Source organism: Acinetobacter sp. SAAs474 (assembly GCF_032823475.1).
Lineage (GTDB): Bacteria > Pseudomonadota > Gammaproteobacteria > Pseudomonadales > Moraxellaceae > Acinetobacter.
In genome coordinates, this window is record NZ_CP127915.1 from 1,494,917 (window position 1) to 1,521,224 (window position 26,308).

The window sequence follows — 26,308 nt, forward strand, 5'->3', positions numbered from 1 at the left end:
ATAAGGAGTATGCATGAGCGTATCGGAAATTAGACCGATTGCCATTGAGGATGAACTCAAACACTCGTATTTAGACTATGCGATGAGCGTTATTGTATCGCGAGCATTGCCAGATGTACGAGATGGTCTTAAACCAGTTCATCGTCGTGTGCTTTTCGCAATGCACGAACTGGGCAATGACTATAATAAAGCGTATAAAAAGTCTGCTCGTGTCGTGGGTGACGTAATTGGTAAATATCATCCTCACGGTGATTCTGCTGTCTATGAAACCATTGTTCGTATGGCGCAGGACTTTAGTTTGCGTTACCAATTGGTCGATGGTCAAGGTAACTTTGGTTCTGTCGATGGCGATAGTGCTGCTGCAATGCGTTATACTGAAGTACGTATGCGTAAGCTTACTCATGAGCTATTAGCCGATCTAGAAAAAGATACGGTAGAGTGGGAAGATAACTACGATGGCTCTGAGCGTATTCCGCAAGTGATGCCAACACGTGTACCCAATTTATTGATTAATGGTGTAACAGGTATTGCGGTCGGTATGGCCACCAATATGGCACCGCATAATATGACCGAAGTGATTCATGCATGTTTGGCATATGCTGAAAATCCACATATTAGTATTGAAGGTTTGATGGCGCATATTACGGGACCAGATTTTCCGACAGGTGGTATCATCTATGGTAAGTCTGGTATTGTTGATGCATATCGTACTGGTAAGGGACGTCTTTATTTACGTGGTAAATATCATTTTGAGGAAGATGCCAAAACTGGACGTATCACGATTGTCTTTACAGAAATTCCTTATCAGGTCAATAAAGCCAAAACCATTGAACGTATTGCGGAATTAGTAAAAGAGAAAAAACTGGAAGGGATTTCAGAGTTACGTGATGAATCTGATAAAGAGGGCATGCGTATTGCTATTGACTTAAAGCGTGGTGAAAATGCTGAAGTCATTGTCAATAACTTATTCTTAAATACACAATTAGAAAACTCTTTTAGCATTAATATGGTTTGCCTCGATAATGGCCAACCTAAGCTAATGAATTTAAAAGATATTATTGCTGCGTTTATTCGTCACCGTCAAGAAGTTGTGACACGCCGCACCATGTTTGAATTGCGTAAAGCACGTGAACGTGGCCATATTTTAGAAGGTCTTACGGTTGCGTTAGCCAATATTGATGCCATTATTGAGACCATTAAATCTTCTGCAAATCCAGCCGAAGCGCGTGAACGACTTCAATCTGGTGAATGGTCCGCAGGTGGTGTGATTTCATTACTGGAAAAAGCAGGATCGATTTCTATACGTCCCGAGGTGATTGATGGTGAAGATTTAACTCGACCTTATGGGTTAGATGCGCAAATTTATCGTCTTTCACCGACTCAAGTTGCAGCAATTCTAGAATTACGTTTGCATCGTCTAACGGGTTTAGAGCAAGATAAATTACATGCTGAATATGCTGAAATTTTAGGCCAAATCGCTGAATATACTGCTATTTTAAATGACTTTAATCTATTGATGAATGTCATTAAAGAAGAATTGGCTCTGATTCTGCAGCAATATGGTGATGCACGTCGTACAGATATTGTGGAATCTCGTATTGATTTTTCACGTGAGGACTTGATTCCTGAAGAGCAAGTGGTACTCACGGTTTCAAAAACAGGATATGCCAAAACTCAGCCGTTATCTGATTATGCGGCACAGCGTCGTGGTGGACGTGGTAAGTCTGCAACATCGATGAAAGAAGATGATTATATTCAGCATCTTATCGTGACTTCAAATCATGCAACGGTATTGTGTTTTACCAATGTGGGTAAAGTGTATCGTTTAAAAGTATTTGAAGTACCACAAGCATCACGTGGTTCCAAAGGCCGTCCAATGGTAAATTTATTACCACTTGATGCCGATGAAACTATTACAGCAATTTTACCTGTCGTGGATGCACCAAAGAAATTTAAAGAGCGATTGATTGATTTTCAAGCCTTTGTTAAAGCAAATGCCGTTAAATTACAAGAGAATGAAATTATTCATACGCACTATGCTGAATTGACTGCTGCTTTAGCAGCGCTTGAGCCAGATGCTGAAGATCTTTCGGATGCCTTGCGTGTGCAATTAAAACAACTCGGCGTAGAACTTACTGCAAGTGATTTAGATGATGAAATCATTCAAGATTTTGCGCAACAAGCGGAAGCTGTACGTAAAAACTTCTATGTCTTTATGGCAACAGCCGCAGGTACGGTAAAACGCGTTGAACTTGAGCAGTTTAGTAACGTACGTTCCAATGGTTTACGTGCGATTGAACTGAATGATGAAGATACTTTGATCGGTGTTGCAATTACCGATGGTGAACAGCAAATTATGTTGTTCTCGAACGAAGGTAAAGCAATTCGTTTTGCTGAAACTGATGTTCGTGCTATGGGGCGCTCTGCCAAAGGTGTACGTGGTATGCGTGTCACGATTGGCGCGAGTTTAGTCGATGAGCTGGAAGAAAGCGATATTGATCCAGAGGACGAAGATACACCAGAAGTAAGTATGACCAGTCGTATTGTTTCATTGGTGGTGGTACCAGAAACAGGTGAAGTGCTTTGTGCTTGTGCCAATGGTTATGGTAAACGTACTCCAGTGGGTGATTTCCCAACTAAAAAACGTGGCGGTAAAGGTGTAATCGCCATTAAGACCTCTGAGCGTAATGGGGAGCTGGTTGGTGCTGTGTCTATTGATGAAAGCAAAGAACTGATGTTGATTTCTGATGGGGGTACTTTGGTACGTACCCGCGCTTCAGAAGTTGCCACTACTGGACGTAATGCACAAGGTGTGCGTTTGATTCGTCTCGGTAATGATGAAATTCTAGTTGGTGTCGTTTCGGTTGAATCTGTAGAAGAAGCTGACGAGATTGTATTGGATTCACTTGAAACTGAAGTGGTTACAGATGATGAAACCATTCTGGATGAAACTGAAAATGAATCAGATTTAAGAGAGTCGGAACAGGACTAAATTCGCATAATTAAAAAGGACGCTTAGGCGTCCTTTTTCTCACAGTAGCCTCTCAATGATGGTCTCTGTAATTGTAAGATTGATGTTATAGATGAGCATTAACTATGAAATTCAAATTATTACTGACGACAGCTACAGGCGCAGTATTATTGACTGCCTGTGATCAAATCAATCAGTATACACAAAGCGTACCAGATCCAAGTCCTGAGCAAGCACGTGTTGCACAAATTGCCTATGATCATTTAACACGGGCTGAGTTTGAGCAATTGACTGAAAATTTTGCACCAGAGCTTAAAACCAAGTTTGCACAAAACAATAAAGTATTGAAAAAATTTGCGCAAGATTTACCTCAACAGGCATATCAATCCAAAAAAATTGTGGCTAAACATTTAGATCATTCTAAAACGCATCCAGCACGATATACGGTGAGCTATGAATATGCCTATCCAAAAAACTTAGTACAATATGATGTAAGTTTTGATCCAGCTGATCATCAAAATAAAATTCGTGATATTAATATACAAATTTTTGGTGAGTGATTTCGATAATCGTCGGTTATCAGTGATCCGGCAATGATATCGCTTATCGAGATTTATCAGATGATATAACCCATCACAGAATCACAAACAGAACCTGTGAAGTTGCTGTTTGTGATTGAGTGGTTAATATTTAAACAATCGAATCGTCAAGATTTGGTGCTAACCAGCGTTTTGCTTCATCTAAGCTCCAGCCTTTACGCTGTGCATAATCTGCCAACTGATCAGCAGAAATTTTACCGACATTAAAATATTCGGTCTGTGGATGAGCATAATAAAAACCACTGACACTAGAAGGTGGCCACATTGCAAAACTCGAAGTTAGATACGTTCCAATTTTATCGGTAGAGCCTAACCAATCAAATAAAGCTGCTTTTTCTGTATGTTCTGGACATGCTGGATAGCCTGGTGCTGGACGAATACCGACGTATTGTTCTTTAATTAACGCTTCATTATCTAAGCTTTCATCGGCCTGATAACCCCAAAATTCTTTACGAATCCGTTGATGCAAATGTTCTGCAAAAGCCTCAGCAAAACGATCGCCCAGTGCCTGTACCATAATAGCATTATAGTCATCACCTTTAGCTTTATAGGCTTGAGACAATTCTTCAGCACCAAAAATAGAAACGGTAAAACCACCCAAATAATCTGTTGCAATATCTTGAGGTGCAATAAAGTCAGCCAATGAATAGTTGGCTTTACCCGTCACTTTGTCGGATTGTTGGCGTAAATGTTCAAAGGTATGTGTGACCTTACCCATTTCATCATAGGTAGAAACGGTATCAGCAGCGGTACGATTAGCAGGATAGATGCTAAATGTTGCACGAGCATCAAAACGCTGATTGACAATAATATCATCAAGCATTTCTTGTGCTTGTTGATATAGGTCACGTGCAGCTTCACCGACTATTTCATCTTGTAAAATTTTAGGAAATTTACCTGCTAAACTCCATGAAATAAAGAATGGCGTCCAGTCAAAATATTCCACTAATTTTTCTAAAGGATAGTGGGTAAAGGTTTGTGTACCAATAAAGTTCGGCTTGACCGGTGCCTGTTGAACAAAGTCAATTTTAAAACCATTCTCGATTGATTCTTGATAAGAGAGTTTGGCTGCTTTAGGTTGTTTATTGGCTAGACGAGTACGAATCTTGTCATAATCTGCTGCATAGTCTGCCAACAGCTGCGGTTTCATTTCTGCAGAGAGCAATTGTGTTGCCACGCCCACTGCACGAGATGCATCTGCAGTATAAAGCACACCATCATTATGATACTGAGGTGCAATTTTTACCGCAGTGTGTGCTTTAGAGGTTGTTGCACCACCAATCATTAAGGGAATATTAAATCCTTTACGTTGCATTTCTTTGGCAACAAAAACCATTTCATCTAAAGAAGGGGTAATTAGACCTGATAAACCAATAATATCTACTTGTTCATCAATGGCAGTTTGTAAGATTTTTTCACAAGGGACCATGACGCCCAAGTCAATAATGTCATAGCCATTACAACCTAAAACGACACCCACAATATTTTTACCAATATCATGTACATCACCTTTGACTGTCGCCAACAAAATTTTACCTTTGGATTGACCTTGTGTTTTTTCAGCTTCAATAAATGGGTTTAGCCAAGCAACGGCTTGTTTCATTACCCGTGCAGATTTGACGACTTGAGGCAAGAACATTTTACCGGCACCAAATAAATCACCGACAACATTCATGCCTGCCATTAATGGCCCTTCAATGACATCCAGTGGTCGCGTTGCTTGTAGACGTGCTTCTTCGGTATCTTGATTAATATAGGTAGTAATCCCTTTAACTAGAGCATATTCTAGACGTTTTGCTACAGGTTCGTTACGCCATTCAAGATTTTCTTCAACTTTTTGAGAGCCACCTTGGCCACGGAACTTTTCTGCAATTTCGAGTAGTTTTTCTGTTGCATCATGACCGCTTTCACCTTGATTTTGGTTTAAGATTACATCTTCAACGGCGGCTTTAAGCTCTTGCGGAATATCGTCATAAATTGCCATTTGACCAGCATTGACAATTCCCATGGTCATCCCTTGTTGGATGGCATGATAGAGAAATACCGAATGAATTGCTTCTCGAACAGGCTCATTACCACGGAAAGAGAAAGAAACGTTAGATACACCGCCTGAAATCATGGCATGAGGTAGATTTTGTTTAATCCAGCCAGTTGCTTCAATAAAATCAACAGCATAGTTATTGTGCTCTTCAATACCTGTTGCGACAGCAAATACGTTTGGATCAAAAATAATATCTTCAGCAGGATAACCAACTTCATTGACCAATATATTATAAGAGCGTTGACAGATTTCTTTTTTACGTGCAGCCGTATCTGCTTGTCCATCCTCATCAAAAGCCATCACAATAATAGCAGCACCATATTGACGGCAAAGACGTGCTTTATGAACAAACTCATCATAACCTTCTTTTAAGGAAATGGAGTTTACAATAGCTTTACCTTGTACACATTTTAAGCCTGCTTCAATGATTTCCCATTTAGAGGAGTCAATCATGATCGGAACACGTGAAATATCGGGTTCAGAAGCCACCAAGTTTAAGAAATGCACCATAGCACCCTCTGAATCGAGCATGCCTTCATCCATATTAATATCGATGACTTGCGCGCCAGCTTCAACTTGCTGACGTGCCACATCAAGTGCTTCAGCAAAATTTTCTTCTTTAATTAAGCGTAAGAATTTTTTAGAACCTGTGACGTTGGTTCGTTCTCCCACATTAACGAATAAAGAATCTTGCTTAATATTAAATGCTTCTAAACCACTTAAGCGACATGCTGCTTCAATATCCGGAATACGTCGTGGACTAATGTCTTTCACTGCTTGGTAAATTGCACGGATATGATCTGGTGTTGTACCACAACAGCCGCCAGTGATATTAATTAAGCCACTTTCAGCAAATTCTTTAAGAAATGCTGCTGTTTGTTCTGGTGTTTCATCATAACCGCCAAATGCATTTGGCAAACCCGCATTTGGATGAGCAGAGACAAAGGTATTGGCTACATCTGCAATGGTTTTCACATGAGGGCGCATCGCATCTGCACCTAAAGCACAGTTAAAACCAATTGAAATAGGTTCAGCATGGCGTACTGAATTCCAAAAAGCCTCTGCTGTTTGGCCTGTCAATGTTCGCCCAGAAGCATCAGTAATTGTCCCTGAAATCATGATAGGTAATTCAATCGACAATGTTTGAAATACTTCTTTAACAGCAAAAATAGCCGCTTTTGCATTGAGCGTATCGAAGACCGTTTCGATGAGAATAATATCCGCACCACCTTCAATCAGTGCTTTGGTTGCTTCAATATAGTTAACTTTAAGTTCGTCAAAAGTAATATTACGAAAAGCAGGATCATTGACATTGGGTGAAATTGACGTGGTACGAGAGGTTGGCCCAAGCACCCCAGCAACGAAACGTGGTTTATCTGGTGTCGAATATTTTTCACATGCTGCTTTGGCAATTCGTGCCGCCTCACGATTAATCTCAACCACTAAATCTTCCATATGGTAATCTGACATGGAAACACGTGTGGCATTAAACGAGTTTGTTTCAATAATATCTGCACCAGCAGCTAAATAAGCTTCATGGATATTTTGAATAATCTGGGGTTGGCTGAGGACTAAAAGATCATTATTACCTTTTAAATCATGTGCCCAATCTGTAAAACGCTCACCACGATAATCAGCTTCTTCCAATTTATGGCGTTGGATCATGGTACCCATTGCGCCATCAATAATTAAAATTCTTTTAGAAAGAAGCTCTTTAAGGGTGGTCAGTGTGGACATTGAAACTTTCTCAGCAGATATTAAAAAAACGCCTATAATGTTAGCAGATTCATACATTGATTTCTGCTGAGATTCGTCAAAATGATGGATATAGGTGATTTATAAAAGTGATAAAGCCTTGATCAGATTGATGTCTGACTTTTTAAGCTATTTTTTAGCATAATTTGGCTTGCTGTTTTAGCACGCATTAAATGATTGATATCACATTTGATCTTGATCACCAACAGGCTGGCTTATATTCGCAAAAGGTTTTAGTACTTTAAGCAAAGCTGTAACATATTGTTGTGTTATGTACACGCAACCAGTCATAAGGTCTATCATCGAATTAAAATAATCGACCATGTTGCAATAATAATGATTAAAGACACAAATTGAGCAGCACTGCCCATATCTTTGGCATTTTTGGACAACGGATGTTGCTCTAAGGAAACCCGATCAACGACAGCTTCAATGGCGGAATTAAACAGTTCAACAATAACGGATAGTAAGCATACGATAATCATCAGGGCTTGTTCTACAGCACTGACTGCTAAAAAAAATGAAACAGGAATTAAGATTAAGTTCAGAATAATAATTTGACGAAATGCCGCCTCATGATGAAAGGCAGATTTAAATCCTGATAAAGAATACTGTGTAGCATTAATTACACGTTTAAAACCAGTCTTACCTTTAAAAGGAGAATATTGATTCATAATGAGATTATCCAAAACTTTGCAAAATATTAAAATATGGTTCTTAAATAAAGCTTAAAAAATATCTGTGGCAGTGATGGATTGATCCTTTTGTTTACATCACAACCATTTCGCTGTTCCTAAAAATAATAGCGACCGATACTATGGTGGGACAAAAAATGCTACAACAGCATATCATTGATTATTGACTATTTAATGACATCTTATTGATGATAGTTAAAAAAACAGAAGGCAATAAAAAAACTCTTCATAGTTCCTCCATATTTAAAATAAAAAGAGATTTTTCTGTAAGCTATTCTTGTATTTTTAATCTGAGTCACAGATCATCGTGATGAACTTACTATCGGTAAATATAGTATTTATCTGTAATCCAGCCACTTTAATAATGGAAATGTGAATCAGACATTATGTTGTCTAAATATTTTATTGAGCGCCCAATTTTTGCTGGTGTTTTAGCCATTATGTTGATGGCTTTAGGTATTTTTTCGATTTTAAATTTACCTGTGGAGCGCTATCCAGATATTGCACCACCTAGAATTGTCGTCAGTACGACCTATTCAGGCGCAGATGCGACAACAGTAGAAGAAAGTGTTACACAAATATTAGAACAACAAATGAAAGGATTGGATCATTTACTTTATTTTAGCTCAAGTAGTGATAGTAATGGTCGCAGTCGAATTAACTTAAGTTTTGAAAATGGCACCAATCCAGACACAGCACAAGTTCAAGTACAAAATGCGTTGAATAGTGTGCTGACACGTTTACCTGCAGATGTACAGCGACAGGGGATTAACGTTTATAAGTCTCTTGGTGATACGCATATGGTGATTGGTCTATTTGATCAGACCAAACGCAGTAATAATATTGAGCTATCTGACTATTTATTAACTTATTTAGAATCAGAAATTGCACGGATTGATGGCGTTGGTGAGGTTGATGTATTTGGCGCACAATTTGCCATGCGTATTTGGTTAGATGCCAACAAGTTAAAAGAATATAAACTGATGCCAAGTGATATTCAAAAGGCAGTGGAAGCACAAAATACCCAAGTTGCTGCAGGGGGTATTGGGCAATTACCGGTCGCGACAACACAATACTTAAATGCCAAGGTGACTGCTGGTACACGTTTAAGAAGCGTAGATGATTTTAATAAAATTATTGTGAAATCAGCTCAGGATGGTAGTTATGTGTATTTAAAAGATGTGGCACGAGTTGAAATTGGTGCAGAAAATTATCAGGGATATAACACCATTAATGGTTATCCTTCTGCAGCGATGGCCATTTCTCTGGCATCCGGTGCTAATGCGGTAGAAACCACACAGCGTATTCAAGAAAAAATTAATCATATTTCACGTTTACTACCCAAAGGATATCAACTGGTTTATCCAAGGGACAATACACCATTTATTCAAGAATCACTTAAAGAGGTGGTTAAGACACTAATTGAAGCTATTGTTTTGGTTGTGATTGTCATCTTTATCTTTTTACAAAATTGGCGTGCAACCTTAATTCCAACACTGACTGTACCGGTGGTGATTCTGGGAACAATGGCGGTATTATTTGGCTTGGGAATGAGCATCAATACCTTAACATTATTTGCACTGGTTTTAGCCATTGGTTTGTTGGTGGATGATGCGATTGTGGTGGTTGAAAATGTTGAGCGTTTAATGCATGAACATGCTTTAGATGCAAAGCAAGCATCTATCGTTTCGATGCAAGAAATTAGTGGGGCATTAGTTGGCATTACCTTGGTTTTAACGGCTGTTTTTGTGCCGATGGCTTTTTTTGGTGGTTCAACAGGAGTGATTTATCGACAGTTTTCTATCACCTTGATTACTGCAATGTCGATTTCTTTATTGGTGGCCTTGGTATTAACCCCTGCATTATGCGGCCTCATTTTAAAACCTAATATTCAACCATATCGCTGGGCAACATGGTTTAATCAGCAATTAGACAAAATGAAGCAAGCTTATTTAAAGCTGTTTCATTTAAGCATACAACATCGTTTAATCACTGTCGTGATTGCTTTAGCTTTGGTTGTCGTATTTAGTTTATTTTACCGAATATTGCCGACGAGTTTTTTACCGAGTGAGGATCAAGGTAGCTTAGGTATTCAAATTACTTTGCAAGAAAATGCGCCAATGAGTAAAACCATTGAGGTAGGGGAAGATGTTCGTCGTTACTTTTTGCAGCATGAAAAAAATAATGTTGAATTGGTCATGTTGCGTTACGGTAATAATCGTTCAGGTACAGGCCAGAATTTGGCACAAGGTTTTATTAAACTTAAACACTGGGATGATCGACCTGGCAAGAAAAACAGTGCCGATGCTATTCGCACACGTGCGATGCAATATTTAGCACATCATGCCAATGCACAAATCAGTATGACCATGCCTCCTGTGGTCAATGGTTTGGGAGATACCAATGGTATTAATTTGTGGTTACGAGATATTGATGGCCAAGGACGTCAGCATCTTGCAGAACAGTTTAATCTCATGCAACAGCAAGCGAAAAATTATACGTCATTTGAAAAACTTGAAAAGAAATCAGCGCCAGAAAAAGCCAACTTACATGTCGATATTGATCAAAAAGCAGCATTAGCTGCTGGCGTTGCCATTAGTGATATTAATAGTACTTTATCCGCAGCTTTAGGCGGTAAATATATTAATGACTATATTGATCGTGGCCGAATTAAAAAAGTCATTATGCAAAGCGATGCTATTTTTAGATCACAACCTACAGACCTACAATTTTGGCATGTCCGTAATAGTGCCAATGAAATGGTACCCTTTAGTAACTTCTCTCAGGTCAGTTGGTCGGGAGGGCCAGAAGTGGTAAATCGATTTAATGGTTATACTGCTATTGAGCTAGAAGCAATGAAAGCTGAAAATGCCAGTTCTGGTCAGGCGATGAAAGAGTTAGAACAATTAGTCAATCAACAGACTGGCGTAGACTTAGCTTGGAGCGGTTTATCTTTTGAAGAAAATAAGTCCAGTCAGCAAGCCATTTGGCTATATCTGATTTCGATTGCATTTATTTTCTTATGTCTGGCAGCCCTTTATGAAAGCTGGTCTATACCGACTGCGGTGATGGCGGCAATTCCTTTAGGTATTGGTGGTAATATTCTATTTAGTTATTTTGCTGGTTTCCCCAATGATATCTATTTTCAAATTGCTTTGCTGACCACCATTGGTTTGTCATGTAAAAATGCGATTTTAATTGTCGAATTTGCTGCATTATCACAGCAACAAGGACATACTGCGATTGAGGCGGCACTACAGGCTGCAAGTTTACGTCTACGCCCTATTTTAATGACGTCTTTGGCTTTTGGTGCAGGTATTATTCCATTGGTTTTTGCCTTTGGTGCTGGCGCAGCAAGTCGTCAAGAAATTGGTATAAGTGTTTTAGGCGGGGTAATTTTCGGGACACTATTGGTTCTGGTTTTTATTCCTTTTATGTATGTAGCGATTCGTCAATTTTTTAAACAAAAATCGTGATGAATATTAAACTGAGTTGTAATGAAGTTTAATTTTGCTAAATGTTACATCTACCTGTTGATTGATGTTTATATCGAATGTCTCGTATAGCAGATTAAAATCGTAATGGTATGATTTTGCAAATATTAAATAATTATTCAACCTACTTTGAGCGATACTTCTATTGCATTGTGTTTAGGGTGAAGGAGTGAGTAAGTCCTAAACGATATATGTATAGCGCATATCGTTGTTGAGTTATGATTTTTATATGGTTTTAAGCTTGATTTAGTTTGCTCACTCTAGATCAAATCTATGGAGATGATGGATAAATCTCGGTATGGAATTTGTGTCATTATTAAATGTCAATGTTTTATTGTATGATTTGTAATTTTTTTGTGTGATGGCTTGAGCTGATGATAAGTTATCGGTACTATGGCCTCGCCGTATAAGCGGTATATAGAGGAATTATTTTTTAAATGGACAGGTGTAGTTGTCATTCATTTTATTTTTCAAAAACTTATATATATATTATTCAGCATAAAGGCTGTTTTTTGACATCGTATTAATTTGTCTTGTTGCCTTTATTGCTGTGTTAATTCGCATGCAGGGGCCAACATGAGCTATAACAATTTCTTATATTTATTAAATGATGCATTAGAAAAAAATCATATTTCACTTGCACTAGAATCAGTAAAAACATTTCATGCTGAAGATTTGTCTGATCTTTTAACCCAGCTTCCGTTACAAAATAGTCAGACTTTACTGATCCATTTAACCAATCGTGTTGATGTTTTTTCATGCTTTTCTCCCGAATATCAGGCCACTTTAGCCAAGGTAATGCCACGGAATGTTTTGGCCGAAATTATTGGAGAAATGTCTTCAGATAAACGTGTTGATGTTTATAAACGTTTAGACACCAGTCAACAAAATGCATTATTACCCGCTTTAGCTCAGGCAGAACGAGAAGATATCCGTCAATTGGCTTCTTATGTTGAAGGCACAGCAGGCGCCATTATGAGCTCTGAATATGCCACATTAAAACCCAATATGTCGGTTGAAGATGCAATTAAAATGCTGCGGACTGAAGCACCTGATACAGAAACCATTTATTGCTCTTATGTCCTTGATGAAACCCGAAAATTATTGGGGGTAATTTCGTTAAAAGAATTAATTTTAGCGCAGGAACATCAAGTTATTAGTGAATTAATGACGACCAATATTGTTTCTGCTGCTGTAAATGCCGATCAGGATGAAGTGGCAAAAATTATTGCACGTTATGACTTATTGGCTTTACCTATTGTTGATGATCATGGTGTTATGGTGGGTATTGTAACGTATGATGATGCTATGGATGTGGCCAGTGAAGAAGCAACCGAAGATTTTTTAAAAGTGGGGGCTGTCAATGGATCATCTAAATTTAGTCTTAAATCTGCACCATTATTTCAACTCTATACCAAACGCGTCTATTGGCTAGTGATTCTGGTTTTTGGTAGTTTATTGTCGGGTATTGGTATTGCGCATTATGAAGATATTATTGCTGAACATATCGTCTTGGTATTTTTCCTGCCACTGTTGGTTGGCAGTGGCGGAAATGCTGGTTCGCAGTCTTCGACTTTAATGGTGCGAGCTTTGGCGACAGGGGATGTGCAGTTTAAAGATTGGTTTTATTTACTTGGCCGTGAATGTTTGGTCGCCTTGGGATTGGGATTAACCATGGCAGTTGCCGTTTCTTTGCTTGGATTTTATCGTGGTGATGAATTTGTTGCATTGGTTTTAGCCTTAAGTATGACCGGTATTGTACTGTTGGGCTGCTTGATTGGTATGAGTTTGCCTTTTTTATTAAATAAGATGGGGTTAGATCCTGCGAGTGCATCAGCACCTTTGGTGACATCGATTTGTGACGCAATGGGCGTGTTGGTGTATTTATTTATTGCATCGATCATTTTATTTTAATAGATGATTGTTTGAATTTCATATACGTTGAGCGCATTAGTCTGCTGGTTACTGCAGTAATGAAATAAGGAAAAGTCAGTTTGAGGTTTCACCCCATGACAACTTCAAAGTCGCATGAGGTGAAACGATTATGGATAGTTTGATTAAAGCGTAATCAAATATATCAAGGTAGATTTAACTGTTGTAATGCTGCAACACGTTGTTCAATACTTGGATGAGTGTGGAACAGTGCTGCTAAGCTAAATCCTTGTTCTTTACCTTCAGCAATTGCAAAAGCTTTCATTTCTTTTGGCATTGCATCTGGCATTTCTGATTCGGCTTGTAAACGTAATAATGCTGAAATCATGGCTTGTTTACCTGCCAAACGTGCACCTGCTTCGTCTGCACGGTATTCACGATGACGTGAGAACCACATCACGATGGTAGAGGCTAAAATACCAAAGACGATATCCAGTACAATGGTAATGATAAAATAACTTAAACCTGGTGCTTCACCTTCTTCACGTCCGAAGACATTACGATCAATAAAGTCACCTACAACGCGGGCAAAGAACATGACAAAAGCGTTTACCACACCTTGAATTAATGCCAGTGTTACCATATCACCATTGGCAACATGGCCAATTTCATGGGCAAGAACAGCACGTAATTCATCTTTATTCATACGCTCAAGTAGGCCTGTCGAAACAGCGACCAAGGCATCATTCTTATTCCAACCCGTTGCAAATGCATTAGATTGATAAGAAGGGAAAATACCTACTTCTGGCATTTGAATGCCTGCACGTTGAGAAAGTTGCGCGACTTCTTGTAATAACCATGCTTCAGCTTGATTACGAGGAGCGCTCGGGTCAATGAGTTCAGTACCTGTAGTTTTCTTTGCCATCCACTTCGACATGAATAGTGAAATTAAAGAACCAACCATACCGAAGACAAGACAGATAACCAAAAGATTGCCTAAATTTAAGCCACCCGCGCCATGGTAACTACCGACACCGAAGAGTGACAAAATTATGCCAGCTACAACCAGTACCGCGAGGTTGGTTAGCAAGAACAAACCAATCCGCATCATTGAAAAAATCCTCTTATAATAAAAAATTAAACTAATTTATGAATCATAAATCATGTGCTTAAATATGAGGTGAAAATATTAAAAATTCAAGAAATAAAACAAAAAACTCAACTAAAAATCTTAAGTTACTGTCAAGAATTGTTGCGGTGATGCAAATAAATTATAGATTTTATTTAATATTTAATTTTTATCGTTAAACACATCAAAAACACTATAGTGACTGAGCATTTACAGTTTGCTAGCCAGATTGCTTTTTATATCGCATCAACCAAGCACAATTTGATGACATGTAAATATATTCGGATATTTTACGCTTAGGCTGGCATTTGATTGAACAGAGAAAATAAAATTAAATGCAGCATTTTTATGCTGTATTTCAGGATAAATGGGCACTATTTTCACTACAATATCCCGAAAAAATTTAATCTGTATCGATTCAAGCTAATCTAAAACCGTAATTGATGCAGATGCTGTTGCATGTTGTGTGGCATAGGTTCGTATAGATGGATCACGCTGCGCTGACTGCTGGTAGACAATTTTAGAGGCGAGGTTTAATGCGGGTAATGCAGACTGAGATGAGAATGATGATAGATCAGTTTGGCTATATAAATTTTTAAAACGACTCATGACGCGTTGCACATAGTCTTGTGTTTCTTTAAATGGTGGAATACCGCCATATTTGCTTACATTACCTTCACCTGCATTATATCCAGCCAGTGCCAGCGGTATATTGCCATTAAAGCGGCGTAACAGCCAAGATAAATATTGTGCACCAGCCATAATATTCTGATAGGGATCATAGGGCTGTGTAACATTAAAGCGTTTAGCTGTTGCTGGCATCAGTTGCATTAATCCTTGTGCACCCACAGGTGAGCGAGCATAAATATTAAACCCTGATTCGGTATGCATCACTGCTTTGATTAAACCTTCAGCTATTTTATGCTGCTGCGCAGCTTGTTGAATAATCGCATCGAATGCATTTTTATTGCCATGAAAACTGGGCAGAACTGATGCTTCAGATTTCCCCCAATTTTGATAGTGATGGATATTACTGTCAGGATAATAAGTTACTTTTACACGTGTTAGCGTCCGTTGCTGATGTTTTTTATTGGTTAATAAGGTGCTACCTGTGACCGTATCTTTATATTGATAAATATTTTCTGCATAGCTATGTGCTGCGATGAATACTATATTTGGGCTTATCAAAAGATAAAATAAGCAATTGAATAATTTTTTTATCATTGTTCTAAGGTCAACATATTTTTTCCCAATGGGGACAATTTTGATAGAGTGAAAAATAGGCCTGCTGATTATCATTAAAGTATTGGATTGATTCTCATTCAAGATATGCTTCAATTTAGCATCATTGAAAGATTGATATCTTGAAGATCATACTTTTAGAAAAGCAAGTCAAATCGATTAATCATCGAGCAAAAAAATATTTATTTTTTTTCAATACGAATGACTTGACAGGACTAACTACTTGAAAATAAAAGCTATTTAAATTGATTAAAAAACATACAATTTAAATAAAAGCCTTAACTTTGGGGGGCAGAAGATTGTCAAGTCTTTCTTCATCCACAAAGTTATCCACAGCTTTTGTGGACAACTGTAGAAAAGTATAAAAGATAAGCAATTTTACTCAATGTTGCATCTTAATGTTGAATATAAGTGAAAAAAATGACAAAACAATGAAGAATTTTTTAATTACATTCTTTTGATGCGTCCGGTGTGTATTTCAGCTAAAATTGCGCGGTATTTTTTTTATGGGTCAATCTCGTCTATGTACTCGCCAGTTGAGTTCGATCAAGGATTTAATTTTAAGCCAGAACTACCAACAAGCTCTGCGTATTATCGTTTGTTGAAAAAGCTCCGTCGCCAAGTTGGACATGCCATTCGTGATTTTAAAATGATCGAAGAGGGTGATAAGGTCATGGTGTGTATTTCTGGTGGTAAAGACAGTTATACCTTGCTTGATATTTTGTTGCAATTTAAACGCATTGCGCCGATCAACTTTGAGGTGATAGCAGTTAATCTTGACCAGAAACAGCCTGGTTTCCCAGAAGATGTCTTACCACGTTATCTAGAAGAAAATAAAATTCCATATTATATTCTCGAGAAAGATACCTATAGTATTACCAAACGTCTCACGCCTGAAGGAAAAACCTACTGTGCAGTATGTTCACGTTTGCGCCGTGGTTCATTGTATGGTTTTGCACAAGAAATTGGCGCAACTAAAGTTGCCTTAGGTCACCATCGTGATGATATTTTAGCGACATTTTTCTTAAACTTATTTCATGGTGGTAGCTTAAAAGCCATGCCACCTAAATTACTATCGTCAGATAAAAAAAATATCTTGATTCGTCCACTGGCTTATGTCGAAGAAAAAGATATTATTAAGTATGCAGAAATGCGTAAATTTCCGATTATTCCATGTAATTTATGTGGTTCTCAGGAAAACTTACAACGTGCCATATTAAATGATATGTTACGTAGCTGGGATAAAGACTATCCAAAACGGTTGCATAGTATTTTTGGTGCATTACAAAATGTATCACCATCACAACTGGCAGATCGTGAGTTATTTGATTTTGAAGCATTAGATGCACAGCGTGAATTTGACTTTAAAGGCTCATCCACAATTAATGATGAAGAAGAGGCCAGCAAACGTATTAATATGGTCAATTTAGGTTTTGTTGCTGATTAAGCACTTTTAAGACACCATACTGTTGGCGTATGGTGTCATTTTTCGATGCGATGATATACCACAGATATTATAACTGTGTGGCTGTTTTATGCTGGAACTTATTAAAAAGTAAAGTAAATATAATTAAAATAACAATTTTTGAACGATGCGATTAAATTTTATTAGCCCAAAGCAAAAATTACGTGCTATAACAACTGACGAGCTAAAAGCTTCATCAAGATGTCATCTGGATGGATGATACACAAATGAACAAATAAATAGAGGAAACATCATGCCTGCTTTTTTATCTGAAGATTGGTTTGCAACAGTTGATGCCTTAACGGCTGAAGTCGGTGAGTTAAACTTACCACCTGCATTGGCAAACCTTGCAATTAATTTAGTGGTTACAGATGCTTCAGGTAATATTGAGTTAGCATTAGATGGCGGTAAAATTAAAAAAGGCTTGTCTCCAAATGCCAAAACAACACTAAATATGGATGCAGAAACTTTACGTAAAGTATTCTTAGAGTTTGATATGGCAGCCGCAATGCAAGCATTTATGACAGGCAAAATCAAAGTACAAGGCGATATGTCACAATTAATGGCATTACAAACTGCAAAGCCAAGTCCAGAACAAAAAGGATTGTTTAAGCGCATTCTTGAACAAACGGTTTAATGGTGATTTGTAGCATTATGGCATTGTTATCATCTCAGTATATTGTCTCGTGTAGGCTGAGGTGATAAAGGCTATGATTGATATACGATCAATCCAATCAGCACCCAGTCTAATCAATGACTGAGGTGCATGCTGATTGATTAAATACTCACCAATTGTGGTGTGGTCTTGATATGTTCTAAGTACGCACGAATACGAGTCACATATTGAACTGCTTGACCATAACGACTATTGGCTCTTTTATTTTGCTCTAAATAAGAATATAAGTTTACCCAATTATTAGGGTTTTTACCTTGACCTTTTAAACGCTGCTGAATTTGGCCTACGGCACCAGGTCCCATGTTATATGCAACCAGAGCATACCAATTGCGATCTGGATAAGGAATACTGGCATAGCGTGTGAGCAGTTGATCATAATATTTTGCTCCACCTTCAATACTCTGTGATGGATTTGTACGATCATTTACGCCCATAGCTTTTGCTGTACCATTGGTGAGCATCATAATACCACGTACACCTGTGGGAGAAACAGAGTTTGGTTTTAAATATGATTCTTGATAACCAATCGCAGCCAATAAATGCCAGTCGATATCATATGTTGCTGCAGTCTTTTTAAAACTGGCTTTATATATCGGCATGCGTTTACTGAGATCACGTTGAATGATATTCCATGATTCATCTTTGACAATATTACGATTATAAAATGACGCAAGCTGCTGGATAGAACCATTTTGCTTATTACGACAAATATATGCACTGGCATTTTGACTTAATGGATCATTGGCAAACTTAAATACCCAATTGAGTTCTGGATTAAAGCCATTTTTAGTCAGTGTATTTAAATCACCACATGTTGCAGAAAAGGAGGTGAGATTCCTTTTTTCTACAGCATAAATGTTTGCTGTGGTCATGGCAAAATTAGCTTGACCGACATCCACCATTTTGAGTGCTGTTGCATTATCTTTAACGGTTTTAAACTCTAGTTTAACATTTAAACTATTGGCATAATTACGAACTAAATCATAACCAAAGCCATGGCGATGGGTACCTTTATCAAAAATGGTACTTGGATTTTCAACAGCAACGACAATCAATTTATTTTGATTGATGACAGTGTTGAATTGCTGTGCTGTCTTACTGGCATTAATACTGTGAAATGGAAAAATAACCGTACTGAGTATTAAAGCTTTTGCTGGGAGTGAATGGATAATTGAGTTAAGGCTAAGCCTCGACCCAGAGGTTGAACTACTACGCATGTTGTCTCCGCTACAAGTAATTTACTCCCCAAAAAGCTCTAAGAAATGTGCTTCGAACTTTCTTAAGTTTGATAAATTCAATTCAAGGGGTGGCAGTCATGACGTCATTCAAGATGACATAAGGTGGATGAAAATTTGTAGAAAAACTACAATGGTTAAAAATCGATCTGCATGGAAGATGTGCGAATAATAAAGTCGAAAAAAAAATATGTCAAATTTTGTCGTAAAAAAAAAGAATACTATTGGTTTAAGTTATTGTTTATTAGTTGATTATTTTTTTAGTTTTTGCTTTTGTTTAATGTTTATACTGTATTAACAAATTTAAGTTATTTTTTAACACAATAAAACACAAAGAATAATCAGGATATTGTTAAGTTTTTATTGGTAATTGATCGACAATCATAGTGTTTTAACTGATGAATAGTCACTATTGTGAAGGTTGGTTTTTAAATCGATTTAAAGGAAATAAAGGGTGAAATAGGGTTTATTTTGAGTGGATGATCAAATTAGAACATGATAAAAAAGCGTATAAAAATGCCGATGGTATGATAGGGTTTTTACCCTATTTTTGTTAATTTCTAGCTTTGTTAATACAGATATTAAGACTTATTTAATTACGATTTAAGGCTGTGACGAGAGTCCATTTTTCTTTAAAGTAGATCGATATTCGCTGGGATACTTTGTTGGTTGCTTAAATAATAAGCATGTATAATATACTTAACAATATACAATGTAGTTCACAATATAGTTAATCGAAATTTTAGAGAAAAATTTTCCTTTAATTTTGAATGTGTGTGAGTTGGGCGGGGGAGTATCTGAGAATTTTTGGGTGATCAATCACAAGAATTAAATATTGATGATTGATTAATTTTATTTTATATCATTTTCAATATTTCAGAAATTTTCTTTCTTTATCAATCGCTGTATAGTTAAGTTTTAGCGTGCAATAAGATGCTTAAGCGTCATCTTTGGGGTATTGATTTTGAATCGTAAATTATTAACTTCAGAAGGTTATCAACGTTTACAAGATGAATTAAATGACTTGGTTCGTAGAGAACGACCCGAGATTACTAAAATTGTTGCATGGGCTGCCAGTCTTGGTGATCGATCTGAAAATGCTGATTATCACTATAATAAAAGAAAATTACGCGAAATTGATCGTAGAATTAGATATTTAACAAAGCTGTTTGAAGTCGCTCGTAAGGTTGATTATAGTCCTGAACAAGAGGGTAAAGCTTATTTTGGTGCATGGATTGAATTAGAAAATGATGCGGGCGATACCATTAAATTTCGCATTGTGGGTGATGAAGAAATTTACCTACGTAAAGATTATATTTCCCTGCAATCACCTATGGCCAAAGCATGTCTAGGTAAGTCTGTTGATGATGAAGTACAGGTGATCACACCAACAGGTCGAAAAAACTGGTATATCTGTAATATTGTTTATGAAAGTTAAAAGCATCTATATAGATAGCAATACAGGATTAACTGATCGATATCCGTGTGCAATTAAGCCATATATTTGATTTTAATCGGTATTTATAATGATTGATATGATAAGTTTTGATTTAAAACGATCATGAGTGAGCATGATCGTTTTTCTGTGGGCAAAATTAGAAGAAATAGTTGATTCTAAATAAGTAATTCCGTGGTGTACCTGGCATAGCAGATGAGCGCCAATATGTTTTATTGGCAACATTGGTTACTGCAAATGTTGCGCCCCAATGATTATCTTTATAGCCAATCGCCGTATCTATGCGTGTCCAGTGAGGCATTTTCAAGTTATTGTTATCGGTTGTATAATATGAACCTGTATAGGTTACCCCAACTTCACTATATAGTTTTTCATAAGGCAAATAGCGTATAAATAAATTTCCTGTATTTTTTGATACATTTCTTAGATCATTACCCACTAAACTTTCATCGCGTTTATTTTTAGAGATTGTAGCATCTGTGTAGCCATAGCCTCCCCTAAGATATAGCTGGTCGAAAATTTGCCCAATAAAGCTAAATTCAGCACCTTTTGATATGTTTTCGCCAATAATAATATAAGGAGAATTATCATCATCAGGATCTTCATGACCTTTAATATTATGCTTTTTAATATGGTAAGCAGAAAATTGTGTGCTGAATTTTTCATTTAACCAGTCACTTTTTATACCCACTTCATATTGATCTAAATATTGTGGATCCTGATTAAAAGCATCTAAATCTGTCGTTGCTGAAACAACATTGACAGACATATTACCTCCAAAAGGTACAAAACTACGGCTATAGGATGCATATAGACTATGTGCTGGTATAGGTTGCCAAATAAAGCCAATATTAGGACTAACCGTATGACTTTTGATTTGTTTGGATGCACCGTAATCTGCTGAACTTTCTAATTTATTTGTTGTTTTGGTCTGATAGGTATCATATCGTAAGCCCAACATTAACTTATATTTATCATTTAAGCTGATGAGATCTTGTAAAAATATACCGTAATTAGTGCCCTCATTGTAATTATGAGACGTTATTAAATGTCCAGTGCCTCGATGATTAAATCTGTCTCCTGTTAATGGATGAACAAAACCATAAATTAAAGAACCGTCGCTATTTTTATTTGAAAGCAAAGGTTCTCTTTGCTCATAAGACCAATCTAGTCCTATTAATACGTTATGTTTAAGTACCTTGGTATAAAATTCAGCCGTGATATCAAAAGTACTTGCTGTGGTTTTATTGGTTGTTTGTTGCCAATAATAAACTTGATTAATATAACCTTTATAACAACCTTTATTGGTTTTTGTTGGTGTTACATCGCTCGTACAGATTGAGCCCAAATAAAAGTGATCAAAATTTTGTTGTGCTTCTCTATGACTTAAACTCCAATGTGCTTTCCAATTGGGGAAGAATTCGTATTTAATATCTGTTCTTGCTGTTTTTAGAAGATCATCTACATAATCATTATCTTGTGCAAAGCCCATTTTAATCGATGTTTCTGCAGGTAGATTATCATAAGAGGGTCCACGATCAGGTATTCGATTGAGCCTGTCATCGGTATATTCTGTCGTCCATATTAATGTTTGATCATCACTACGATATGTCATGCTGGGTGATAGCATGTCTTGATTTGATCCAATACCCGATCGAAAACTATTTGTATCTGATTTTTCTCCTACTAAACGAATAGCCCAGTTATTATTTAAAATTTGATTGATATCAATTGTTCCACCTACATTATTATCACTTCCAACATAGGCACCAATAGAACTTTTTGAATCAAAATTGGCATACTTTGTGACCATATTAATCACACCACCTCCAGCACTACGCCCATATAGTACAGAAGCAGGACCTTTAAGTATTTCAATCCGTTCAACATTCGCCGTACTACGACGAACTTGCCCGCTTTCACGAACACCATCTCTGTAGATATCTCCAGAATCAGCACTAAATCCACGAAGCATAATACCATCGCCACGCATATCATAGCTGGTTGAAACACCTGGTGTTCCTTGTAGCATGACACTTAAATCATTTTCACCATAAATTTTGTATTTTGAAACATCAATAGTATCAATTGTTTGAGGAACATCCTTTTTGTCTAGACCATTTCGAGTCACATTTGCTTGTTTATAATCGACATAAGTTTTTATGGGGTCACCGTCATCCATAGCTTCGATTGTCATGGTTGGTAAGCTGGCGGAGACAATTTGAGAAGTGTTGATAATATCTGCGGCTTGAGTGTCTTGAATGGCCATGACAATCATAAAACTGAGAAGACTTACACGAAAATTGTGAACAATAGTCATTGATGAATACATAAATGTGTCTAGATTATGGATATTGTAAATGATAATTGTTATATTTTACGTTATTATTATAATTTATTTCTAGTGCTTTGTTACTTTTAGATGAGCTTGGAAAAATGATTTGTATAAACGTTATGCTGTTGGAGATAGACGGACAGTGTATGATTTGGATAATCTGACGTTTAAAATCAGACTGAAATATATTAAAAAGCCTTGACGATAATCATAGAAATATTTCATGATTGAGCATGAGAAATATTAAATAAAGTTAGTTTAAGTCGGCTTAATATAATGTGTGAATTTTAGGCTATATCCTAAGATATCATGATTTTTTAGAGTTGATGGGTTGTTGATTATTATGGGTTAAATTTAAATATGATAATTATTGCTAGAATGATATAGCCTGACGTTATTTATAGATGAAAGAGCAAGAATCGGATTTTTAGTTTTTATATGATTTGTTAATGTGGCCATTAGTTTGAAAATTTCGGTAAATGATCATGTCAGAAAATATCAACTATATTCGCATTGCCAAAGCGATTGAATATATTCATCAGAATTTTAAACAACAACCGAGTTTATCTGAAATCGCCCAACATGTTCATCTTAGTCAAGCTCATTTTCAAAGAATTTTTACAGAGTGGGCAGGGGTTAGTCCTAAAAAATTCTTACAATATATTAGTGTGGAATACGCTAAATCGATATTAAAGCAAAACCCAAAAAATAGTCTGCTGGATGCGACTTTTGCAACAGGCTTTTCAAGTCCTAGTCGTTTACATGATCTATTTATACAAATAGAAGGAATGACACCTGCTGAATATAAAAATGGTGGGGCGTCTTTGCAGATTAATTATCAGTTTGCAGTAACCGTTTTTGGCTGTATTTTAGTTGCCACAACCGTAAAAGGTATTTGTTATATGGTATTTACTGAAGATGATGATCAGGCTTTATTACAATTAAAACAACAGTTTCCCAAAGCAAAATTTAACCATCAAATAGATGAATTACAACGTAAAGCAATTGGTGTTTTACAATCAGATGATCAAAACTTATCTGAAATCAAATTACATTTAAAAGGTAGCGCATTTCAACTTAAGGTTTGGGAAAGTTTACTTAAAATTCCTATGGGACAATTAACGACTTATGCAGCAATTGCGACAGAGATTGGTCAGCATAATGCCTCACGTGCGGTTGGAACAGCAATAGGCCGTAATCCTGTGGCATTTCTTATCCCATGTCATCGTGTGATTCAATCTAGTGGACATTTGGGGGGGTATCGCTGGGGAACAACGCGAAAAACAGCGATGATTGGTTGGGAAGGAGCAAAAACAGATCGAGTTTAAAATAATGATTGATGTATAAGTCAGTTTAATAAAAAACGGTATTTGATCATGCTTTTCTCATTACCTTAAAGTATGGCTTAAGTTTCACGATCTTAATCAATAGTAAATATCATCATATAGGCTTTAGAAATATGGATCTATTTAAGCAACACAATCAACTTGAAAATTTGTTACCTGATGATGGTCACGCTCTATATTTCGGCCCAATTTTGTCAGGATTGCAAGCTGATCGTTATTTTCAGTCATTATTACAGTCAATTGCTTGGCAACATGATGAAGCGATTATTTATGGAAAGCATATTATTACCAAACGTCAAGTTGCTTGGTATGGTGATCAGCCATTTGGCTATACCTATTCAAGAATAACCAAACATGCGCTGGCTTGGACTCCAGCATTACTTGAATTGAAGCATATCGTCGAACAAGTGACCCATGAAAAATTTAATTCCTGTTTACTCAACCTATATCATGATGGCCAACAAGCGATGTCGTGGCATAGTGATGCAGAAATTGATTTAAGAAAAAATGGTACAATTGCATCACTGAGTTTAGGTGCTGAAAGAAAATTTGTTTTTAAACATAAAGTCAGTAAAGAAAAGATTGAATTATGGCTAGCGCATGGCAGCTTATTGGTGATGAAAGGTTTAACACAAACACACTGGTTACATTGTTTAGCGCCCAGTAAACGAATTACGACAGCACGAATTAACTTAACGTTTCGACAAATGAATAATAAAAATTCGCTATCACATCAATAAAACGGTTTTATTTAATAGCGTTAAAAATGATTTGAGGTTCTAAATCATGATTGAATACATTGTAAAAATAGATTGGTTAAAATAATCACATGCTGTAACCACTGAAGCATATGATCAGCTTGAATAGCGCATTTTAGTTATTTTTCTGTTCTTATTATTTTTTAAGTTCACCTTTTAGCGGTGATGCCAGTTAAAATAATTTATAATAAACTGTTTGAGGTATTCAAATTGAAATTAAAGAAATCTATTTATATCGGATTGTTATCATCGATTTTATCTTGTTATTCAATGAGTGGTTTTGCAAAAACAACCGAACAGTCGATTAACTTTGCAAAAGCAACTAATCAAAAAACTCAAAAAGGGCAATTTAAGGGCTATGACGATATACAGTATAAAATTTATGCTAAAAAAGGACAGGTTTTTAAATTTAAAATAAAAAGCGATCATAATTTAGCAAACATCAATATTTTTTCGCCGGGACAAAAACCTGGCAAAAATGAAGCAATTTTTATTGGTAGTATTAAAGGACAAGATGGAGAAATTATTTTACCTGCAACAGGTGAATATACCTTACAAATTTATCAAATGCGAAACAGTGCTCGCCAAAATAAACTGGTTAATTTTCAACTTTACCTTCAAATCACAGATCCAGAGACCCAGTTAACGCAAAAATTTGATGCTGTCGGTGAGTTACCTTGTTCTTTAACTCTAGGGCAGCCTACTCAACAATGTCAATTTGGCGTAGTGCGTCAAGGCAATGGAAATGCATTGGTCACTGTATTCTCTAAAGAAAATCAAGCCTATTTATTGCAGTTTAATCAAGGTCAATTAAGCTCTCCATCCGGTAAAACTCAAAAAAGAGCAGATTTGTCTTTAATTGAACTAAATACTCATGAACGTTTTGAGATTCCAGATGCTGTCATTTATGGTGGATAAATACTGCTGATTTGATGATGATATAACTAAGTATTTAATATTTATCTTATCAAACCCCGAATAAAGAGCATTGAATAGCGTGTTTCATCAACTGAGTTTTGTCATCATTGAGCGATAACGCGTATTCTTGTTCTCCTGCAGATTGGTGATATGCTGAACAATGAGTATGTAAAATAGCGCTAAAATATTTTATTTTTCCCAGCAATATCGCCAATTGATACGCATTTTATGGTTCTAGATGAGCATCAATCAATGCCTTTATTTAAATGATAAAGATGAATAAAGTTCAGTTTTGCTAGATATGGCTTCATATTATTGATC

The 26,308-nt window shown here is 36.6% G+C and carries 15 protein-coding genes and 1 pseudogene; 10 read left to right on the plus strand and 6 right to left on the minus strand.

From position 1 onward, the window contains the following. The first annotated feature begins 13 nt into the window (after positions 1-13). Both gyrA and QSG86_RS08050 read left to right on the plus strand, forming a co-directional pair. Positions 14-2,992 carry a DNA gyrase subunit A gene (gene gyrA / locus QSG86_RS08045; protein WP_317031008.1) on the plus strand — a complete coding sequence of 993 codons (2,979 nt, stop codon included), beginning with the start codon at positions 14-16 and terminating at the stop codon, positions 2,990-2,992. 104 nt (positions 2,993-3,096) lie between these two features. Then, the gene (locus tag QSG86_RS08050) at positions 3,097-3,531 is read left to right on the plus strand and encodes a DUF3887 domain-containing protein (protein WP_317031009.1); all 435 of its coding nucleotides are present in this window, start codon (positions 3,097-3,099) and stop codon (positions 3,529-3,531) included. A gap of 130 nt (positions 3,532-3,661) precedes the next feature. Here the strand turns inward: QSG86_RS08050 and metH are convergent, their stop codons facing one another. Continuing rightward, entirely contained in the window at positions 3,662-7,348 is a 3,687-nt protein-coding gene (metH, locus tag QSG86_RS08055; protein WP_317031010.1) for a methionine synthase, read from the minus strand. A 317-nt stretch (positions 7,349-7,665) separates the two neighbouring features. Then, positions 7,666-8,040: a diacylglycerol kinase gene (locus QSG86_RS08060; protein ID WP_317031011.1), complete on the minus strand. Its 375-nt coding sequence runs from the start codon at positions 8,038-8,040 to the stop codon at positions 7,666-7,668. A gap of 407 nt (positions 8,041-8,447) precedes the next feature. On the opposite strand from QSG86_RS08060, the gene QSG86_RS08065 reads away from it, so the two are divergent. After that, positions 8,448-11,537 (plus strand): multidrug efflux RND transporter permease subunit, encoded by a 3,090-nt coding sequence (locus QSG86_RS08065; protein WP_317031012.1) that lies wholly within the window; start codon positions 8,448-8,450, stop codon positions 11,535-11,537. 594 nt (positions 11,538-12,131) lie between these two features. Beyond that, positions 12,132-13,469, plus strand: coding sequence for a magnesium transporter (mgtE, locus tag QSG86_RS08070; RefSeq protein WP_317031013.1), 1,338 nt, complete (start codon positions 12,132-12,134; stop codon positions 13,467-13,469). A 163-nt stretch (positions 13,470-13,632) separates the two neighbouring features. Here the strand turns inward: mgtE and htpX are convergent, their stop codons facing one another. Together htpX and QSG86_RS08080 are read right to left on the minus strand one after the other, a co-directional pair. After that, on the minus strand, positions 13,633-14,538 hold the full coding sequence (gene htpX, locus QSG86_RS08075; RefSeq protein WP_317031014.1) for a protease HtpX: 906 nt from the start codon (positions 14,536-14,538) through the stop codon (positions 13,633-13,635). Positions 14,539-14,979: 441 nt separating this feature from the next. Then, positions 14,980-15,780 carry a lytic transglycosylase domain-containing protein gene (locus QSG86_RS08080; RefSeq protein WP_317031015.1) on the minus strand — a complete coding sequence of 267 codons (801 nt, stop codon included), beginning with the start codon at positions 15,778-15,780 and terminating at the stop codon, positions 14,980-14,982. 541 nt (positions 15,781-16,321) lie between these two features. Between QSG86_RS08080 and ttcA the strand changes: the two genes are divergently transcribed. Further along, positions 16,322-17,245, plus strand: coding sequence for a tRNA 2-thiocytidine(32) synthetase TtcA (gene ttcA / locus QSG86_RS08085; protein WP_317031016.1), 924 nt, complete (start codon positions 16,322-16,324; stop codon positions 17,243-17,245). Positions 17,246-17,516: 271 nt separating this feature from the next. After that, positions 17,517-17,900, plus strand: coding sequence for an SCP2 sterol-binding domain-containing protein (locus tag QSG86_RS08090; protein ID WP_317031017.1), 384 nt, complete (start codon positions 17,517-17,519; stop codon positions 17,898-17,900). A 140-nt stretch (positions 17,901-18,040) separates the two neighbouring features. Here the strand turns inward: QSG86_RS08090 and QSG86_RS08095 are convergent, their stop codons facing one another. Further along, positions 18,041-19,156, minus strand: coding sequence for a transglycosylase SLT domain-containing protein (locus tag QSG86_RS08095; protein WP_317031018.1), 1,116 nt, complete (start codon positions 19,154-19,156; stop codon positions 18,041-18,043). A 982-nt stretch (positions 19,157-20,138) separates the two neighbouring features. On the opposite strand from QSG86_RS08095, the gene greB reads away from it, so the two are divergent. Next, a complete protein-coding gene (gene greB / locus QSG86_RS08100) occupies positions 20,139-20,612 on the plus strand; it encodes a transcription elongation factor GreB (protein ID WP_317031019.1) in 474 nt (157 codons plus the stop codon). 157 nt (positions 20,613-20,769) lie between these two features. Here the strand turns inward: greB and QSG86_RS08105 are convergent, their stop codons facing one another. Next, positions 20,770-22,950 carry a TonB-dependent receptor gene (locus QSG86_RS08105; protein WP_317031020.1) on the minus strand — a complete coding sequence of 727 codons (2,181 nt, stop codon included), beginning with the start codon at positions 22,948-22,950 and terminating at the stop codon, positions 20,770-20,772. Between the two features lie 500 nt (positions 22,951-23,450). Between QSG86_RS08105 and QSG86_RS08110 the strand changes: the two genes are divergently transcribed. The 3 genes and pseudogenes from QSG86_RS08110 to QSG86_RS08120 all read left to right on the plus strand — a co-directional run. Further along, entirely contained in the window at positions 23,451-24,293 is an 843-nt protein-coding gene (locus QSG86_RS08110) for a methylated-DNA--[protein]-cysteine S-methyltransferase (RefSeq protein ID WP_317031021.1), read from the plus strand. A 131-nt stretch (positions 24,294-24,424) separates the two neighbouring features. Beyond that, entirely contained in the window at positions 24,425-25,051 is a 627-nt protein-coding gene (locus tag QSG86_RS08115) for an alpha-ketoglutarate-dependent dioxygenase AlkB (protein ID WP_317031022.1), read from the plus strand. Positions 25,052-25,234: 183 nt separating this feature from the next. Beyond that, positions 25,235-25,699, plus strand: a pseudogene (locus tag QSG86_RS08120) (hypothetical protein); the annotation flags it as partial. Positions 25,700-26,308: the final 609 nt, after the last annotated feature.

Bases quoted from the DNA above. Each gene is read 5' to 3' on its own strand.
- gyrA (WP_317031008.1), top strand. From the start codon at position 14: ATGAGCGTATCGGAAATTAGACCGATTGCCATTGAGGATGAACTCAAA.
- QSG86_RS08050 (WP_317031009.1), top strand. From the start codon at position 3,097: ATGAAATTCAAATTATTACTGACGACAGCTACAGGCGCAGTATTATTG.
- metH (WP_317031010.1), bottom strand. From the start codon at position 7,348: ATGTCCACACTGACCACCCTTAAAGAGCTTCTTTCTAAAAGAATTTTA.
- QSG86_RS08060 (WP_317031011.1), bottom strand. From the start codon at position 8,040: ATGAATCAATATTCTCCTTTTAAAGGTAAGACTGGTTTTAAACGTGTA.
- QSG86_RS08065 (WP_317031012.1), top strand. From the start codon at position 8,448: ATGTTGTCTAAATATTTTATTGAGCGCCCAATTTTTGCTGGTGTTTTA.
- mgtE (WP_317031013.1), top strand. From the start codon at position 12,132: ATGAGCTATAACAATTTCTTATATTTATTAAATGATGCATTAGAAAAA.
- htpX (WP_317031014.1), bottom strand. From the start codon at position 14,538: ATGATGCGGATTGGTTTGTTCTTGCTAACCAACCTCGCGGTACTGGTT.
- QSG86_RS08080 (WP_317031015.1), bottom strand. From the start codon at position 15,780: ATGATAAAAAAATTATTCAATTGCTTATTTTATCTTTTGATAAGCCCA.
- ttcA (WP_317031016.1), top strand. From the start codon at position 16,322: ATGTACTCGCCAGTTGAGTTCGATCAAGGATTTAATTTTAAGCCAGAA.
- QSG86_RS08090 (WP_317031017.1), top strand. From the start codon at position 17,517: ATGCCTGCTTTTTTATCTGAAGATTGGTTTGCAACAGTTGATGCCTTA.
- QSG86_RS08095 (WP_317031018.1), bottom strand. From the start codon at position 19,156: ATGCGTAGTAGTTCAACCTCTGGGTCGAGGCTTAGCCTTAACTCAATT.
- QSG86_RS08105 (WP_317031020.1), bottom strand. From the start codon at position 22,950: ATGACTATTGTTCACAATTTTCGTGTAAGTCTTCTCAGTTTTATGATT.
- QSG86_RS08110 (WP_317031021.1), top strand. From the start codon at position 23,451: ATGTCAGAAAATATCAACTATATTCGCATTGCCAAAGCGATTGAATAT.
- QSG86_RS08115 (WP_317031022.1), top strand. From the start codon at position 24,425: ATGGATCTATTTAAGCAACACAATCAACTTGAAAATTTGTTACCTGAT.